Consider the following 15,476-nt stretch of genomic DNA (forward strand, 5'->3'; position numbering starts at 1 on the left):
GAAAGATGATCCCCGGCGAACTGATTCTTGACGAGGGCAGCCATGCACTCAACCCCGGCCGCCGCACGCTCACGCTGGTGGTGAAAAATGCCAGCGACCGGCCGATTCAGGTCGGCTCGCACTACCACTTCGCCGAAACCAATGCGGGCCTGGATTTCGACCGCGCCGCCGCCCATGGCATGCGCCTGAATATTGCCAGCGGCATGGCCGTGCGCTTCGAGCCGGGCCAGCAGCGCACGGTGGAGCTGGTCGAGATCGGCGGCGACCGTCAGATCTATGGCTTTCGCGGTCTGGTCCAGGGCCCACTGCCCGCAGCTGCCAGGGACTGACCTGCCATGCTGATGCTGTTTGCTTCTGCTTTTGTGCTGGGCCTGGTGTTCAATGCCGCGCCCGGCGCGGTGTTTGCCGAGACCGTACGCCAAGGTGTGCGCGGCGGCTATCGCCCGGCGCTGGCGGTGCAGTTGGGCTCCCTGGTGGGCGACGCGAGCTGGGCCTTGCTGGGCCTGGCCGGCATTGGTCTGGTCATGCAGGTCGACGCCTTGCGCTGGCCGATTGGTCTGGCGGGCGCTGCCTACCTGCTCTGGCTGTCCTGGGACAGCTGGCAGGCCGCGCGTACCGAACACCGGCTCGATGTATCGGGCACCACCGCCGCCACGCAGAAACAGGCCCTGCGCCGCGGCATGGCCCTGTCGCTGACCAACCCGCAAAACCTGGCCTACTGGGCCGCCATGGGCAGCGCCCTGGGGGCGGTGGGCGTGGCCCACCCCGGCGCCAGCGATTACGGGCTGTTCTTCGCGGGATTCATGACTTCATCCCTGCTCTGGTGCTTTGTCTGCGCAGCCTTGGTGGACTGGCTTTTCCGCCGCGCTGCCGCGCACTGGAGCCGCTTTACCTACCGCTGCTGCGCTGCCCTGCTGCTGGCCCTGGCGCTGGGCACATTGCGCGACCTGGTCGGCGCAAGCCCCGCCGCCCTGCCACCCGCAGCCCAGCAGCAGCCCCTGCGCTGAACACCTGAATCGGAGATTCCTCAATGGCCACCATGGACCGACGAGCCTACGCAGAAACCTTTGGCCCCACCGTGGGCGACCGCCTGCGCCTGGCCGATACCGAACTCATCGTCGAGGTCGAAAAAGACTACACCCTGGCCGCTGGCGGCTATGGCGAGGAAGTGAAGTTCGGCGGCGGCAAGACCATCCGCGACGGCATGGCGCAAAGCCAGCGCACACGCGACGGAACGGGCACAGGGCCCGAAGGAGGCGGTGCGGTCGATACCGTGCTGACCAACGCACTGATCCTGGACCACTGGGGCATCGTCAAGGCCGACATCGGCCTCAGGGACGGCCGCATCGCGGCCATAGGCAAGGCCGGCAACCCCGACACCCAGCCGGGTGTGAACATCATCATCGGCCCGGGCACGGAAATCATCTCCTGCGAAGGCAATATCGTCACCGCAGGCGGCATCGACACCCATATCCATTTCATTGCCCCGCAGCAGATCGAAGAAGCACTGACCAGCGGCGTGACCACCATGATCGGCGGCGGCACCGGCCCGGCCACCGGCACCTTCGCCACCACCTGCACGCCTGGCCCCTGGCATATGGAACGCATGCTGCAGGCCGCCGACGCCTTCCCCATGAACCTGGGTTTTCTGGGCAAGGGCAATGCCAGCCTGCCCGGCGGCCTGCACGAGCAGATCAGTGCCGGCGCCATCGGCCTCAAGCTGCACGAGGACTGGGGCAGCACGCCGGCAGCGATCAGCAACTGCCTGGATGTGGCCGAGGATACCGACACCCAGGTCGCCATCCACACCGACACGCTCAACGAGTCCGGCTTTGTGGAGGACACCGTGGCGGCCTTCAAGGGCCGCACCATTCACACCTTCCACACCGAAGGCGCGGGCGGCGGCCATGCGCCCGACATTCTGAAAGTGGTGGGCGAGGCCAATGTGCTGCCCAGCTCCACCAACCCCACGCGCCCCTACACCATCAACACGCTGGACGAGCATGTGGACATGCTCATGGTCTGCCACCACCTGGACGCCGGCATTGCCGAAGACCTGGCCTTTGCCGAAAGCCGCATCCGCAAGGAAACGATTGCGGCCGAGGACATCCTGCACGACATCGGCGCGATCAGCATGTTCAGCTCCGACAGCCAGGCCATGGGCCGCGTGGGCGAGGTCATACTGCGCACCTGGCAGACAGCGCACAAGATGAAGCTGCAACGCGGCGCCCTGAGTGGAGACGGCGCGCGCAACGACAACTTCCGCGTCAAGCGCTATATCGCCAAATACACCATCAATCCCGCGATTGCCCACGGCATCAGCCACGAGGTGGGCAGCATCGAGGTGGGCAAGTGGGCCGATATCGTGATCTGGAAGCCCGCCTTCTTTGGCGTCAAGCCGTTTTGCATCCTCAAGGGCGGCAGCATCGCCATGGCGGCCATGGGCGATCCGAACGCCTCCATTCCCACGCCTCAGCCCGTGCATTACCGCCCCATGTTTGCAAGCTTTGGGGGGGCGGTTGCCAGAACTTCGCTGACCTTCGTCTCCCAGGCAGGGCTTGCCGCCGACATCGGCCAGCGCTTCGGGCTGCACAAGACCCTGTCGGCGGTCAGGGGCATACGCAATGTGAAGAAGCAGCACATGATCCACAACGATCTGGCACCGCATATGGAGGTGGATGCCCAGACCTATGCCGTGCGCGCCAATGGCGATCTGCTGACCTGCGAGCCCGCGGTCAGCCTGCCCATGGCACAGCGCTACTTCCTGTTCTGAGCGGTGTTGAGCTGAAACTCCGTATCCGGATGCTGCATGCCCTTGCCCTCAAACCAGGCCAGCCAGTCACTGACGGCGAGCTGCGGCGCAGCACTCACGGTGGCGGGCAAGGCCTCGTACACCAGCAAGGTGATGGACTGCTGACCGCCCTGGGGCAGCATCACGGGCAGGGTCAGAATGCGCTTGGCGTATTCGCCCATGTCTTCGGGCCACAGGCCTTCGATGCGATCCATGGCGCGCTCCAGCGCTGCGTCCATGGGGTAGACCTCGGCCAGCACGGTCTGCGAGCCTTGCAGCCTCAGGCCCGGGTACCAGCCAAGGTCATGCAAAGTGCCGGTCAGCAGGGTCCTGCCGACACAGGCGACACCTGGCCGGAGCCTGGCAATATCGTTGATGCCACCGGCACGCAAAGTGCCATACACCGCCACATAGGCTGCGCCACAGCCCTGCCAGTCGGCAGGCGCATCATGCAAAGAGGTCGGGGCTGCCATTTCTGCCGAAGTTTCCAAAATAGTTGTCATCTTGCTCGAACCATCAAAATCACTGAGATGCGCAGGACATGCAACATGCGCGCCAATCTGGTCCGGGACTTTTATTTCATTGTGAATTCACCATGCTGACTGCCAACAAACTGCTGCTTCAGGGCCAGGGCCTTTCCGCCGTCCTCCTCAAGCGCGCCGCGTCCGTGGAACTGGACTGGGACGTGCGTCAGAAGAGCCGCTTTGCCGCCACCGACAGCCAGGGTCGCGAGCTGGCCGTCTTCTTGCCGCGCGGCCAGGCCGTGCGCGGCGGCGACGTGCTGGTGGCCGAAGACGGCAGCCTGATCCGCGTGCTGGCCGCACCGCAAAAAGTGCTGCACATCACGGCCTGCGCCGAGCATGGCACGCCGTTTGACCTGATGCGTGCGGCCTACCATCTGGGCAACCGCCATGTGCCGATCGAGCTGCAGCCCGACCATCTGAAGATCGAACCCGACCATGTGCTGGCCGATATGCTGCGCAGCATGCATATGACGGTGGTCGAAACCGACCTGCCTTTCGAGCCCGAGGGAGGCGCCTATGGCGGCCATGTGACCAATGACGGCCACAGCCACCATCATCATGGCCATGGACACTCGCATGACCACGCCCACTGAGCCACTGCTGGCTCTGGGCGCGCAGAGCTTTCTGCAGCTGATGTGGCTGGCCTCGCCGGCGCTGCCCATCGGCGGCTTTTCCTACTCGGAAGGGCTTGAAGCAGCCATCAATGCAGCGCTGGTCACAACCGAATCAGAGGCCGCCGGCTGGCTGGTGCAGCAGCTGCATCTGACCCAGTCGCGCGGAGACATGGCCGTGATTGCGCAGGCCATGCCGGCCTGGAAAAGCGCAGATCTGGCGCGCATCGCCAGCCTCAACCAGTGGGTCAGAGTCACGCGCGAAACCAGCGAGCTGCGCCTGCAGACCGAGCAGATGGGCCGCTCGCTGACCGAGTGGCTGAAAAACCGCTACGCCGACGAAGCAGTCCCGCTGGCCTCCGTCCACTGGCTGGCCGCGCAGGATGCCAGCTACCCCATCGCCTTCTCGCTGGCGGCCCAATGCACCGGAGCCACACCGCGCGATGCGCTGCTGGCCTATGCCTTTGGCTGGGCCGAGAACATGGTTCAGGCCGCCATCAAGGCCGTGCCCCTGGGCCAGAGCGCCGGCCAGCGCATCCTGGCGCGACTGACGTCCGAGATTCCCGCCGCCGTCGAATACGCACTGGCATTACCGGACAGCGCAAGACAGGCTTTTTCGCCCATGCTGGCCATTCTCTCGGCCCAGCATGAACACCAGTATTCTCGACTTTTCCGTAGCTGAACCTCCATCCGCCATGTCTGCTCTGTTTGCCGCCACACCCCAGCCACCGTACTACGCCGCCATCTTCACCTCCCTGCGCACCCCGACGGACCAGGGCTATGGCGAGATGGCCGACCGCATGGTGGAGCTGGCCGGCCAGCAAGCAGGCTATCTGGGCGCTGAAAGCACCCGCGATGCCCAGGGCTTCGGCATCACCGTGTCTTACTGGGAAAGCGAGGAAGCCATCCGTCAATGGAAGCACAACGCCGAGCACCAGATCGCCCAGGAAAAAGGCCACACCACCTGGTACCAGCATTTCGAGCTGCGCATTGCCAAGGTGGAACGTGCCTACGGCAAGGCCCGCTGATCGCAACCCTCTCATTCACCAAAGAACTCACCATGTCGACCGCACTGCACCATATCCCCAACCGCACCAAGAAGCTGCCGCCGCTGCGCGTGGGCATAGGCGGGCCCGTGGGCTCGGGCAAGACCACGATTCTGGAGATGCTTTGCAAGGCCATGCGCGGCAAATGGGACCTGGTCGCCATCACCAACGACATCTACACCAAGGAGGACCAGCGCCTGCTGACCATCAGCGGCGCCCTGCCCGCCGAGCGCATCATGGGTGTGGAAACCGGCGGCTGCCCGCACACGGCGATTCGCGAGGACGCCTCCATCAACCTGGAAGCCATCGACCGCATGCTCAAGGACTTCCCCGACGCCGACATCGTCTTCATCGAATCGGGCGGCGACAACCTGGCTGCCACCTTCAGCCCCGAACTGTCGGATCTGACCATCTACGTGATCGACGTGGCAGCAGGCGAGAAGATTCCGCGCAAGGGCGGTCCCGGCATCACCAAGAGCGATCTCTTCGTCATCAACAAGACCGACCTGGCTCCCCATGTGGGCGCCAATCTGGACATCATGCGCAGCGACACCATCAAGCAGCGCACCACACCCAAGGGTCTCAAGCCCTTTGTGATGACCAATCTCAAGACACTGGAAGGCCTGGACGAAGTGGTGGCCTTCATTGAGAAACAGGGCCTGCTGGCGGCCTGAGCCTGCTGACTTGAGCAACTGTTGTTCAACAAGAGCAGCGCAAGCCGCTTGAGAGCATCCGCACCTCGGAATTCACGATCGGCACCAGTAAACAGCGCGGGCAGGTGCTGGCGACGCTCGGCATTTCAAACGTCGCAGAGCGGAACTGCTCGACAAGAATGTCGAGCATGGTCGAGGTGATGGAGATGATTGCGCTGCACATGGAGCTCAGCCCGACTTTGACGCAGCGTGCAACAGTCGGACTTGCAGCTACATCGACTCCAGCAGCACAGCAGTCTCGCTCATGCGCTCCAGATAGCGAGCCTTCAATTCGTTGGCTGGGGTATATCTTGGGCTGATAGTGACGCTGAGTGCCAGCTTTGCAGGGAACCCCCTCATCTTTACAGGGATGGCAATGCCCACGAGATCCAGCTCGACCTCCTGGTTCACGATGGCAAATCCCGCGGAACGCACCTGAGAGAGAACACCGCGCAGCGTCGTTTCGTCCGTCACGGTATGCGCGGTCAGCCTGGGCAGCGATGCCTGTTTGAAGTATTCATCCATGTCCTCCTTGTCAAGCTGCGCGAGCAGAACTCTCCCCAGCGATGTGCAATGAGCGGGCAGCCGGCTTCCCATGCCGAGTGAGCGTTGCGTCAAACGCCTGCTCTGGGTGCGTACCAGATACACCACGTCACTGCGATTGAGCATGGCCAGTGCGCAATTAGTGTGCACTGCCTCTCCCAATGCATCGAGCACAGGCTGCGCACGCTGCACCAGTTCGATGGATGAGAAATAGGCATGACCAAGGTTCAGGACATTCACGTCCAGAAGATACCTGGTGCCGTCGCGTCGCACCAAGTCCAGGCATTCCAGCGTATGGATGCATCGGCGCGCCACCGCACGGTCCAGTCCAGTTCGACGTGCGATCTCCGCAATCGACGATGGGTTCTGCTTTTCCGAAAACGCAAGCAGCACCTGCAGGCCTCTTGCAAGCGAAAGCATGAAATCAGGATCACCACGGTGATGCTGGACAACCTGTTCGAACCGCGTGAGTGCTCCTGAATCCGTCATGGCTCTGTAGGGCGCGGGGGCTCCGTCGCATGCAAGTGGATGTGCGATATTCGCACAAATTCGCCGCAAGGCGTCTTCCTTGTTGCCTGTGGGTGTCCAAGAATGAAGTCATTCCATCAAAGCAACAGGAGACAGACATGACGATTCATTCGGCTCAATCTCAAATGCGGCGCCGCCGTCTGAACCAGCTGACGATGGCAGTGCTAGCTGCTTGCGCATTAGGCACATCGGTCACCGCGTATGCGCAGGTTGATGCCAAATGGCCGGATAAGCCCATCACGCTGGTTCTCGGATACCCCGCGGGTGGAATCAACGACGTGATTGCGCGCAAGCTGGCGGTGGAGTTGCAAAGCGAACTGAAGGTCCCCGTGATCGTGGACAACCGTGCCGGCGCCAACGGCTCAATTGCGGCAAATTACGTGGCGAAGGCAAAGCCGGACGGCTACACGGTCATGTTCGGCGCGATCGGACAGGTCAGCGTCAACCAGTTCTTGCTGGCAAAAATGCCCTATGAGCCAGGTGACCTCATCCCTGTAGGCAAAGTGGCCGACGGTGCCAACGTCTTGGTGGTGAATGCCGGCAAGGCCAAGGAGTTTTCCAGCGTAGCCAAGCTCATCGAAGAGGCCAAGCGCCACCCCGGCAAGCTGAACTACGGCTCCTTCGGCACCGGCTCGTCTTCGCACCTCTCTGCGGCCTTGTTCGCACAGCAGGCGGGCATCAAGGTGACGCATGTGCCCTACAAAGGCAGCGCACCAGCCATGACGGATCTGCTAGGCGGCAACCTGGACTTCATGTTTGACAGCATCAATACCGCTCTTCCACACATCAAAGCGGGAAAGATCATTCCCCTGGCCGTGACCAAAGGGCAGCGCTCCATCGCCCTGGAAGGTGTACCGACGTTCGTGGAAAGCGGTCTGCCCAACTTCACGCTGGCTTCATGGTTCGGTCTACATCTGCCTAAGGGCACGCCTGAATCCATCGTGATGAAGCTGAATGCCGCGCTGCACAAGGCGCAAGCGAAGTCCGACTTCATTGAGTATTTCAAAGCCCAGAACATCGATATCACGCCCAGTACGCCCAAGGAATACGGTGACTTCGTGGCGAGTGAAGACAGGCGCTGGGGCGCGTTGATCAAGGAACTGAGCATCCGTATCGAATGATGCCAAGTGCTGCGCCGCTATGCGCCTGCTTCCGCAGCACTCCCCTTCGAGCACCGCTCTGTTCGGATGACAGGGCCTGCATACCCCATCTCATGGAACTTGCTTCATGCTTGACTACGTTGACAGAATCCTCGTTGCCGTGCGTTCGCTGGAGGACGCCGAGCGCAATTACTCCAATATCCTTGCCGCGCACAAGATCGATGACTTCGAAAGCTCATGGCTGAATGCGCGTGTGCGGCGCATGGCACTGGGCTCCACCCAAGTAGAGTTATGCGAGCCTCTAGGCGCAGGCGTGACGCAGAAGCATCTCGACCGATGGGGCGAAGGGCTCATGTTCGGCGGCGCGTCAACATTCGATCTCGATACGTACGCAACCCGGCTTGCCGCTAACAATGTGCAATTTTCCAAAGCCGACGACCGCCTCTACCTGGATTCTGCTGACTTGCATGGCCTGCCACTGGTCGTCAGTTGTACGCAGGAGCGCGCGCGCTCAGCGGGACCCGTGGAGTTCCTCTATGAGCTGACGATGGTACTGCGGTCGAGCTGGCAGGATGTTGCGCAACGGTACTCGCAAGGGCTTGGCCTGCAGCCTGAACGCAATGTGGGCATCACGTTCGAGCGCTTCGGCTATGTCGGCACGCTCATGATGTTCAACGCCGATCGACTCGACCGCATCGAACTTTCAGAAGCGCACGATCCGGCTTTCGCGATGGGTCGATTTTCCGCCAAGCGTGGCGACGCGCTCTACATGTGCTACGTGCAGGCCGACGATCTAGCGGGCGTGATCACACGGCTGGAGCGGCATGGCCAGCGCTACACCCGTCGCACGCAGACACCGATGGAGCGCGATGGTCTGTGGATACACCCGAGTGCGCTCAATGGAGTGCTGATGGGCGTATCGCGCCATTCGCTGGCGTGGCAGTGGTCCGGACGCCCCGATCGCGTGCAAGTTTTGGAGGAACTGTGAAATGACACATCTGTATGATCGTCAATACATTGACGGTGCATGGTGCGCAACGCAAGGCAGAGACTTCATCAAGGTGGCCGATCCCAACACCGGCACAATCGTCGCAGAAGTCACGACCGGACACGAAGAAGATGCGCGCCGCGCCGCGCAGGCCGCCAGTGCTGCGTTCCCAGATTGGAGCGCGACTGCACTGGATGAGCGCGTGCAGATTGTGCGCCAATGGGCCGCAGCGCTTACCAAACGCAAACAAGCCCTGGTGCACGCGATAGCTTCAGAAGTAGGCACACCACTAAAGATATCCCAGGTCGTGCAGGTGGAGTCGCCTCTGCGCAACGTCGAAAACTTCATCACTACGGTTCAGGAACTGTCCTGGGAAAGCACTCTTGGCAACTCACACATTGCGCGTGAGCCATTTGGTGTGGTGGCCTGCATCACGCCATGGAATTTTCCGCTGCACCAGATCGTCCTCAAGCTCGCACCCGCACTGCTGACGGGCAACACGGTGGTACTCAAACCCAGTGAGCTGACGCCCCAGACTGTTCAGTTGATATGTGAGGCACTGAACGAAGCAGGTTTCCCGGACGGCGTGGTGAATGTAGTGAACGGGATAGGTCACATTGTCGGGACCGAGATCGCATCACACCCCATGGTCGACATGGTGAGCTTCACTGGCTCAACCCAGGCCGGTAAGGCTGTGACCGCTCTGGCTGCTCAATCCGTCAAGAAGGTGGCAACTGAGCTGGGTGGGAAGTCCCCCTCCGTAGTACTTGCCAGCGCCGATCTGGCGCGGTCCGTTAAGTCCACCGTGGCGTCCTGCACTCTCAACAACGGACAGACCTGCAGCGCATTGACGCGCTTGCTGGTTCCAGTGGAGTTGGTGGAGCAGGTCCATGCCTTGCTGCAGCAGGAAATGCCGATGCTCAACGTCGGCTGCAGCCTCGATGAGACTTCCCGCGTGGGACCGCTGATCTCGCAGCACCAGCAGGACAATGTGCGTGGATTGTTGGACCAAGGCGAAGAGCAAGGTGCCACTCTGATCGCAGAAGGCGGCACAGTTCCGGATCATGGTTTCTTCGTGAGGCCGTGCGCATATGCCGTCACGGAAGACAATACGCTGGCCTTCAATGAGATATTCGGCCCGGTGCTGAGCGTGCTCACCTATCAGGATGTGGACGAGGCAGTGCGCCTTGCCAATGCTACGACCTACGGCTTGGCGGCTGCTGTGTGGGGCGAAGAGAGCGAAGCCATCGCCGTGGCACATCGCATTCGCGCAGGACAGGTCGATGTCAACGGAGCACGCTTCAACGCACTGGCTCCCTTTGGCGGTTACAAGCAAAGCGGTGTCGGCCGTGAAGGAGGTGCCTTCGGTGTGGAAGAATTTCTGCAGGTGAAGTCCATCCAGGTAAATCTGGCGAACGGAGGTTGATATGAATGCACACAACATCCATTCGCAGGCTCTGGGAAACGTGCGTGTTCTGGACCTGACTCGCGTGCTTGCCGGACCGTGGTGCACACAAACGCTGGCCGACATGGGCGCGGATGTCATCAAGATCGAGCATCCTTCGCGCGGCGACGATACGCGCCACTGGGGGCCTCCATACTTCCGCACCACCGACGGGCGCGAGGCGCGCGATGCGACCTACTTCGCCTCAACCAATCGCAATAAGCGTTCAGTAGGAGTGGATATCGCCATCAGCGAGGGCGCCGATCTGGTCCGAGCCTTGGCAGCGCATTGTGACGTGTTCATCGAGAATTTCAAGGTCGGCGACCTCAAGCGCTACGGACTCGACTACGAACGCATTCGTTCCATCAACCCGCGCATTGTGTACTGTTCCATCACAGGCTATGGGCAGAGCGGACCCTACTCGAATCGCCCAGGCTATGACTTCGTCTTTCAAGCCGAAGGGGGCCTGATGAGCATCACCGGTGAGCGCGATGATCTACCAGGCGGTGGCCCTCAAAAAGTAGGTGTCGCCATTGCCGATTTGACGACGGGGCTGTACGCGAGCATTGCCATACTTGCTGCGTTGAATCATCGCCATGCTTCAGGAGAAGGCCAGTACATAGACCTCGCCTTGCTCGATTGCGTAACGGCACTGGCATCCAACCAAGGCGCATTTCATCTGATCAACGACATGGACCCTCAGCGCTGGGGCAATGCGCATCCGGCATTGGTGCCGTATCAGGTGCTTGATACTTCGGACGGGAAAATCGTGGTCGCGGTGGGCAACGACGAGCAATGGCGCCGATTCTGCCAGGTGCTTGACAGCAAGGAACTGGAGGAGGACCCCGCCTTTGCGCACATGTCTGGTCGCATCCAGAATCGGCAGCTCCTTTTGTCCCGCGTGCAGGCGATCATAGCGACGCAGTCCTGCGACCACTGGCTCGCAGAGTTCTCTCTGCGAGATGTGCCGAATGGCCGCATCAACAGCTACCGCGAGACCTTCCAGCACCCACAGATCATTCATCGCGAGATGGCGGTCAATGTGGGAAGCGACAACGGCGAAGGTTATGTACGAGGCATTGCCAACCCGATCAAATTCAGCGCCACTCCGGTGCAGTACACGCGGGCGCCCAGCGCTCTGGGGAGTTACACCGCGGAAGTGCTTCAACAAGTTCTAGGCTTAGGCGAGGGGCGCATTGCTGCTCTACAGGCTCTTGGCGTCATCTCGACAATGAGCGCTGATATTGAGAAGGGGACATCATGATCCGGTCCGAATGGAAACACGATGTGCTCGAACTCACCATCGACCGCGTAGACAAGCGCAATGCGCTCAGCCGGAGCATGTATAACGAGCTGACCCACCAAGTCGAGCAGGCCAGTGCCAACGCATGCTGTGCAGCCATCATTCTGAGTGGCGCAGGAGGGATGTTCACTGCGGGAGCGGATATCGGTGACTTCCAGACCAAGCGAAATCACGATGATTCTCCTGCCATCCACTACATCCGCGCATTGATGCGCACGGACGTACCCTTCATCGCAGCAGTAGAAGGTTTCGCCATCGGCATTGGCTCCACAATGCTGCAGCATGCCGACTTTGTCTACACCACGCAAAAAACGCGCTTTCGCATGCCATTCGTGCAACTGGGGCTATGCCCGGAGGCCGGATCTAGCTTGCTGCTGGAACGCCTCGTCGGAACACGACGCGCACGAGAGTGGCTGCTCCAGTGCAAACCGTTTGATGGAGCCGAGGCCCATGCTGCCGGATTTGCCACTGCGCTCACCGAGCCCGGCAACACGTTGACCATGGCACGCGCCACGGCACGCGATCTCGTACGCATGCCCCGCTCCTCACTAAGGCAAAGCAAGGCCCTGCTACGGGACATGGGCCTGAAGGCTCTCATGCAGACAGTGGATGAAGAGGTACGAACCTTCAACGACCTGTTGAACACCAGCGAGACACAGAGCCTCTTCAAGGCTTTCTTGGAGAAATCCTGATGAAGCGAGCCGAGCACCGCATCGACGTGCGATCCGTGGGGCGTGTGCGCGTCATCACCCTAGATCGCGCAGCCAAACGCAATGCCTTGGATGAGGTGGCGGTGGGTGCTCTTTTGCGTGCATGGAAGGAATTTGCCGCATCGGATGATCGTGTGGCGTTGTTGCGCGCCAGCGGGCCTGTGTTCACGGCCGGTCTGGACACAAGTTCGCCGCCGATGCAGTTCTGGCGCTGCATTCCAGACATCGGCGTCGCGATGGACAAGCCGACCATTGCGGTAGTTGACGGACCGGTGATTGCGGCAGGTGTGTCGATGGTCACATTCTGTGATCTTTGTGTAGCCACAGATCGCAGCACATTCATCTATCCGGAAGCACGACTAGGCAATGCAGCTGGTCTCATCGCATCCATTACGTCGCGCATTCCTCACAAGATGGCGATGGAGTTGATGTTGCTGGGCCGCCCTGTATCGGCTCAGCGTGCTTACGAAATGGGATTCGTCAACCGCCTCTGCTCGCCTGGCGAGGAAATGCATATCGCGATGGAACTGGCTCATGACATGGCGGACTCATCACCGACTGTGATGCGCCTTCTCAAGCAGCTTGCACGGGATACATTGCCTAAAAGCCCTGTCGAAGCAATGGTAACCACGCAGATGCTCGCGCAGGATGTTGCTTTCAGCGCTGACGCGGCAGAAGGCATTGCTGCAAGAGGGGCGCGGCGTGCCCCGCGCTTTCCTGGGTTCTGACATAGGAACGAGCCGCGAGGCTTTGATGCAGCCTTTCCTCCCCAACACCCGCCCCCGGCCTTCAGCCCCTGCTGGCGGCCTGAGCACCTTCTTCGGGACGAAAAAAAGCCGCCTTGGGCGGCGGCTGTTTCTCTAACCAGAGCGTGATTACTGGTTGGCCAGGTCCAGGTGGAACTCGCGAGCTTCCTGGATGAATTCGATCAGGGAGTTGATAGCTTGGCGCATGATGAGCTTTCTATGAAATCAAGAGATGCACTTCAAGCGATGGACAGCACGCATCTCATGTGCTGTCATTCGCGGGTTAGACCTTAAGGGTTAACCCTTGTCGCTAAGTATAAACCACTATCCTCGTTTTTGCAAAGCCCGTCCTGCGCAAAGGGCGTCAGCCTCATCAGCGCACTGCCCTGAAGTGCTTGCTCACGCAGTTGCAAGGCCTGTGCAGATCAATATTTGCGAGATTCCTGCATCAAAATTGCCGCAGAACGCTGTACTTTTCACCAGTACGTCACCGAACTTGCCCGCCGACTGCTACGCTATGGCCTGTTGACAATATTTGTGGCGGGCTCACAACTCCCGCAGTCGGAAAGTGGAAATGGCGCGAGATTGTGGTTTGCAGCAGATGGACGGGCTTGCGTCCCATCGAGTGAATGCCGACATCCAGCCCGGCCAATATGCAGCGCCCGCCTTCCGCCGCAACGGAGTGCGCGCATGAGCTCCACGCTGACCGGCCAGGGCACGACTGACTCCTGGCACATCACCACCATGAACCCCGCAGAAGCCCCCTGGCATCTGCTGCTGCTGGCCGACCCCTCGCGCGAGCGCGTCAAGCGCTATCTGCCCGGCTCCACCTGTTTTGGAGCGCGCCAGACGACCCAGTTCACGCCCAGCGGCCTCGGCGCCCTGATTGGCGTATGCGTGCTGATCCCCGAGGGCGACGGTCTTCACCGGTGGGAGCTGATGAACATGGCCGTGTCCACGGCCTGGCAGAGCAAGGGCATAGGCTCGGCCCTGCTGCTGCGAGCCATCCGCGAAATGCGCGAACGCGGCGTGCAACAGCTGGATGTGGGAACGGGCAGCTTTGGCGACCAGTTGCTGTTCTATCAACGCCTGGGGTTTCGCGTCACCGACATCGAGCGCGACTTCTTTTTGCAGAACTACACCACCCCGCTGTGGGAGCGAGGCGTGCAGCACAAGGACATGCTCAAGCTGACACTGGATCTCTGAAAACCTGGGCGACCACCCAAGATCCGGAAGGCCGGGTTCCTGAAAAGCACAAAGAACAAGAGGCGCCGCGGCGCCTCTTGCTCATCCGGCCCTGTCCTGACAGCCTCAGGCCGCCTTGAGGCGACGCGCGCGCACGGCGCCAGCCAGTTGCTCCAGCACCGGGGTGGTCTGCTCCATGCTGATGCAGGCATCGGTGAGCGAAACGCCGTATTGCAGCTCCTGCCCTTCGACGATGTCCTGGCGGCCTTCGTGAATATGGCTTTCGATCATCACGCCGGTGATGCGCATGTCGCCCCCGGCAATCTGCTGGGCCACATCCGCGGATACATCGATCTGGCGGCGGTGCTGCTTGCTGCTGTTGGCATGCGAGAAATCGATCATCACCTGCGGGTGCAGGCCCGCTTTTTCCAGTACTTCGCACGCGGCCTGGACATGGGCCGCGTCATAGTTGGGAGCCTTGCCGCCGCGCAGGATGATGTGGCAGTCCTGATTGCCGCGTGTCTCGAAGATCGCACTCTGGCCCATCTTGGTCATGCCCATGAAAGCATGCGAAGACTGGGCGGCCAAAATGGCATCGCTGGCCACCTTCACGCCGCCATCGGTGCCGTTCTTGAAGCCCACGGGGCAGCTCAGACCGCTGGCCAGCTGGCGATGGCTCTGGCTCTCCGTGGTGCGCGCGCCAATCGCGCCCCAGCTGACCAGATCGCTGATGAACTGCGGCGACAGCAGGTCCAGGAATTCCGTGCCGGCAGGCAGACCCAGCGCCAGCACATCGAGCAGCAGGCGGCGTGCCAGCTCCAGCCCTTCGTTGACGGCAAAGCTGCCGTCGCGGTACGGGTCATTGATATAGCCCTTCCAGCCCACGGTGGTGCGCGGCTTCTCGAAGTAGACCCGCATCACGATCAGCAGATCGTCCTTGAGCGCATCGGCCTGGACCTTGAGCTGGCGCGCGTAATCCATGGCTTGGTCGTGATCGTGAATGGAGCAGGGTCCGACCACCACCACCAGCCGGTCATCCTGGCCATGCAGCACGCGCGAAATGGCCGCACGGCTGGATTCGACCAGTTGCTGCGCCTCTTCGGTCACGGGCAGCCACTCTTCCAGCAGTGCCGGAGTCAGCAGCGGGCGCACGATCTTGATGCGTGTGTCGTCAATGCGGGTCTTGTCCAGCGTGGTCAGTTTGGGCTGGGCCTTGCGGGCCGAAGCTGCGCCGGGATGCAGGGGCGTCGTGGAGGATGTCATCC

At 61.2% G+C, this 15,476-nt stretch carries 17 protein-coding genes and 1 pseudogene; 14 read left to right on the forward strand and 4 right to left on the reverse strand.

Annotated features, from left to right (window positions below; translation table 11 throughout):
- Positions 1-5: 5 nt before the first annotated feature.
- The 3 genes from CTR2_RS26035 to ureC are packed head-to-tail and all read left to right on the forward strand — an operon-like array spanning position 6 to position 2,773.
- Positions 6-329: an urease subunit beta gene (locus tag CTR2_RS26035; protein ID WP_087079841.1), complete on the forward strand. Its 324-nt coding sequence runs from the start codon at positions 6-8 to the stop codon at positions 327-329.
- Positions 330-335: 6 nt separating this feature from the next.
- Positions 336-1,007: a LysE family transporter gene (locus CTR2_RS26040; RefSeq protein ID WP_087079839.1), complete on the forward strand. Its 672-nt coding sequence runs from the start codon at positions 336-338 to the stop codon at positions 1,005-1,007.
- Between the two features lie 23 nt (positions 1,008-1,030).
- On the forward strand, positions 1,031-2,773 hold the full coding sequence (ureC, locus tag CTR2_RS26045; protein WP_087079837.1) for an urease subunit alpha: 1,743 nt from the start codon (positions 1,031-1,033) through the stop codon (positions 2,771-2,773).
- Here the strand turns inward: ureC and CTR2_RS26050 are convergent.
- Positions 2,758-3,294, reverse strand: coding sequence for a gamma-glutamylcyclotransferase family protein (locus CTR2_RS26050; RefSeq protein ID WP_254913195.1), 537 nt, complete (start codon positions 3,292-3,294; stop codon positions 2,758-2,760). The genes ureC and CTR2_RS26050 overlap by 16 nt on opposite strands.
- A gap of 92 nt (positions 3,295-3,386) precedes the next feature.
- Here CTR2_RS26050 and ureE point away from each other — a divergent pair.
- From ureE to ureG, 4 genes and pseudogenes are all read left to right on the forward strand, one after another.
- A pseudogene (ureE, locus tag CTR2_RS26055) lies at positions 3,387-3,905 on the forward strand (urease accessory protein UreE); the annotation flags it as partial.
- A complete protein-coding gene (locus CTR2_RS26060; protein ID WP_176391562.1) occupies positions 3,892-4,608 on the forward strand; it encodes an urease accessory protein UreF in 717 nt (238 codons plus the stop codon). The pseudogene ureE and the gene CTR2_RS26060, both read left to right, overlap by 14 nt.
- 13 nt (positions 4,609-4,621) lie before the next feature.
- Complete coding sequence (locus tag CTR2_RS26065) at positions 4,622-4,954, forward strand: antibiotic biosynthesis monooxygenase family protein (RefSeq protein ID WP_087079829.1); 333 nt, start codon at positions 4,622-4,624, stop codon at positions 4,952-4,954.
- A gap of 32 nt (positions 4,955-4,986) precedes the next feature.
- A complete protein-coding gene (gene ureG / locus CTR2_RS26070; RefSeq protein WP_003068221.1) occupies positions 4,987-5,646 on the forward strand; it encodes an urease accessory protein UreG in 660 nt (219 codons plus the stop codon).
- A gap of 25 nt (positions 5,647-5,671) precedes the next feature.
- Here the strand turns inward: ureG and CTR2_RS26075 are convergent, their stop codons facing one another.
- Positions 5,672-5,815 carry a hypothetical protein gene (locus CTR2_RS26075; RefSeq protein WP_176391561.1) on the reverse strand — a complete coding sequence of 48 codons (144 nt, stop codon included), beginning with the start codon at positions 5,813-5,815 and terminating at the stop codon, positions 5,672-5,674.
- An 80-nt stretch (positions 5,816-5,895) separates the two neighbouring features.
- Entirely contained in the window at positions 5,896-6,696 is an 801-nt protein-coding gene (locus tag CTR2_RS26080; RefSeq protein WP_087079827.1) for an IclR family transcriptional regulator domain-containing protein, read from the reverse strand.
- A gap of 137 nt (positions 6,697-6,833) precedes the next feature.
- Between CTR2_RS26080 and CTR2_RS26085 the strand changes: the two genes are divergently transcribed.
- From CTR2_RS26085 to CTR2_RS26115, 7 genes are all read left to right on the forward strand, one after another.
- The gene (locus CTR2_RS26085; RefSeq protein WP_176391560.1) at positions 6,834-7,856 is read left to right on the forward strand and encodes a Bug family tripartite tricarboxylate transporter substrate binding protein; all 1,023 of its coding nucleotides are present in this window, start codon (positions 6,834-6,836) and stop codon (positions 7,854-7,856) included.
- 106 nt (positions 7,857-7,962) lie between these two features.
- Positions 7,963-8,823 carry a VOC family protein gene (locus CTR2_RS26090; RefSeq protein ID WP_087079822.1) on the forward strand — a complete coding sequence of 287 codons (861 nt, stop codon included), beginning with the start codon at positions 7,963-7,965 and terminating at the stop codon, positions 8,821-8,823.
- Position 8,824: 1 nt separating this feature from the next.
- Positions 8,825-10,249: an aldehyde dehydrogenase family protein gene (locus CTR2_RS26095; RefSeq protein ID WP_087079820.1), complete on the forward strand. Its 1,425-nt coding sequence runs from the start codon at positions 8,825-8,827 to the stop codon at positions 10,247-10,249.
- A gap of 1 nt (position 10,250) precedes the next feature.
- Positions 10,251-11,531, forward strand: a complete 1,281-nt coding sequence (locus tag CTR2_RS26100) for a CaiB/BaiF CoA transferase family protein (protein WP_087079818.1) — start codon at positions 10,251-10,253, stop codon at positions 11,529-11,531.
- Positions 11,528-12,262 (forward strand): enoyl-CoA hydratase/isomerase family protein, encoded by a 735-nt coding sequence (locus CTR2_RS26105; protein ID WP_087079817.1) that lies wholly within the window; start codon positions 11,528-11,530, stop codon positions 12,260-12,262. The genes CTR2_RS26100 and CTR2_RS26105 overlap by 4 nt, the downstream gene beginning before the upstream one ends.
- Positions 12,262-13,008 carry an enoyl-CoA hydratase/isomerase family protein gene (locus CTR2_RS26110; RefSeq protein ID WP_087079815.1) on the forward strand — a complete coding sequence of 249 codons (747 nt, stop codon included), beginning with the start codon at positions 12,262-12,264 and terminating at the stop codon, positions 13,006-13,008. Before CTR2_RS26105 ends, CTR2_RS26110 begins: the two co-directional genes overlap by 1 nt.
- Before the next feature lie 708 nt (positions 13,009-13,716).
- Complete coding sequence (locus CTR2_RS26115) at positions 13,717-14,232, forward strand: GNAT family N-acetyltransferase (RefSeq protein ID WP_087079813.1); 516 nt, start codon at positions 13,717-13,719, stop codon at positions 14,230-14,232.
- A gap of 105 nt (positions 14,233-14,337) precedes the next feature.
- Here CTR2_RS26115 and CTR2_RS26120 read toward each other — a convergent pair whose 3' ends face one another.
- Complete coding sequence (locus tag CTR2_RS26120) at positions 14,338-15,474, reverse strand: 3-deoxy-7-phosphoheptulonate synthase (protein ID WP_087079811.1); 1,137 nt, start codon at positions 15,472-15,474, stop codon at positions 14,338-14,340.
- Positions 15,475-15,476: the final 2 nt, after the last annotated feature.

Source organism: Comamonas thiooxydans (genome assembly GCF_002157685.2).
Classification (GTDB): domain Bacteria; phylum Pseudomonadota; class Gammaproteobacteria; order Burkholderiales; family Burkholderiaceae_C; genus Comamonas; species Comamonas testosteroni_H.

What these genes read in the sequence shown, in the direction of transcription:
- CTR2_RS26095 (WP_087079820.1), top strand. Translation starts at nt 8,825, where the DNA reads ATGACACATCTGTATGATCGTCAATACATTGACGGTGCATGGTGCGCA.
- ureG (WP_003068221.1), top strand. Translation starts at nt 4,987, where the DNA reads ATGTCGACCGCACTGCACCATATCCCCAACCGCACCAAGAAGCTGCCG.
- CTR2_RS26060 (WP_176391562.1), top strand. Translation starts at nt 3,892, where the DNA reads ATGACCACGCCCACTGAGCCACTGCTGGCTCTGGGCGCGCAGAGCTTT.
- CTR2_RS26065 (WP_087079829.1), top strand. Translation starts at nt 4,622, where the DNA reads ATGTCTGCTCTGTTTGCCGCCACACCCCAGCCACCGTACTACGCCGCC.
- CTR2_RS26050 (WP_254913195.1), bottom strand. Translation starts at nt 3,294, where the DNA reads ATGACAACTATTTTGGAAACTTCGGCAGAAATGGCAGCCCCGACCTCT.
- CTR2_RS26105 (WP_087079817.1), top strand. Translation starts at nt 11,528, where the DNA reads ATGATCCGGTCCGAATGGAAACACGATGTGCTCGAACTCACCATCGAC.
- CTR2_RS26035 (WP_087079841.1), top strand. Translation starts at nt 6, where the DNA reads ATGATCCCCGGCGAACTGATTCTTGACGAGGGCAGCCATGCACTCAAC.
- CTR2_RS26115 (WP_087079813.1), top strand. Translation starts at nt 13,717, where the DNA reads ATGAGCTCCACGCTGACCGGCCAGGGCACGACTGACTCCTGGCACATC.
- CTR2_RS26075 (WP_176391561.1), bottom strand. Translation starts at nt 5,815, where the DNA reads ATGCTCGACATTCTTGTCGAGCAGTTCCGCTCTGCGACGTTTGAAATG.
- CTR2_RS26040 (WP_087079839.1), top strand. Translation starts at nt 336, where the DNA reads ATGCTGATGCTGTTTGCTTCTGCTTTTGTGCTGGGCCTGGTGTTCAAT.
- CTR2_RS26110 (WP_087079815.1), top strand. Translation starts at nt 12,262, where the DNA reads ATGAAGCGAGCCGAGCACCGCATCGACGTGCGATCCGTGGGGCGTGTG.
- CTR2_RS26085 (WP_176391560.1), top strand. Translation starts at nt 6,834, where the DNA reads ATGACGATTCATTCGGCTCAATCTCAAATGCGGCGCCGCCGTCTGAAC.
- CTR2_RS26090 (WP_087079822.1), top strand. Translation starts at nt 7,963, where the DNA reads ATGCTTGACTACGTTGACAGAATCCTCGTTGCCGTGCGTTCGCTGGAG.
- CTR2_RS26100 (WP_087079818.1), top strand. Translation starts at nt 10,251, where the DNA reads ATGAATGCACACAACATCCATTCGCAGGCTCTGGGAAACGTGCGTGTT.
- CTR2_RS26120 (WP_087079811.1), bottom strand. Translation starts at nt 15,474, where the DNA reads ATGACATCCTCCACGACGCCCCTGCATCCCGGCGCAGCTTCGGCCCGC.
- CTR2_RS26080 (WP_087079827.1), bottom strand. Translation starts at nt 6,696, where the DNA reads ATGACGGATTCAGGAGCACTCACGCGGTTCGAACAGGTTGTCCAGCAT.
- ureC (WP_087079837.1), top strand. Translation starts at nt 1,031, where the DNA reads ATGGCCACCATGGACCGACGAGCCTACGCAGAAACCTTTGGCCCCACC.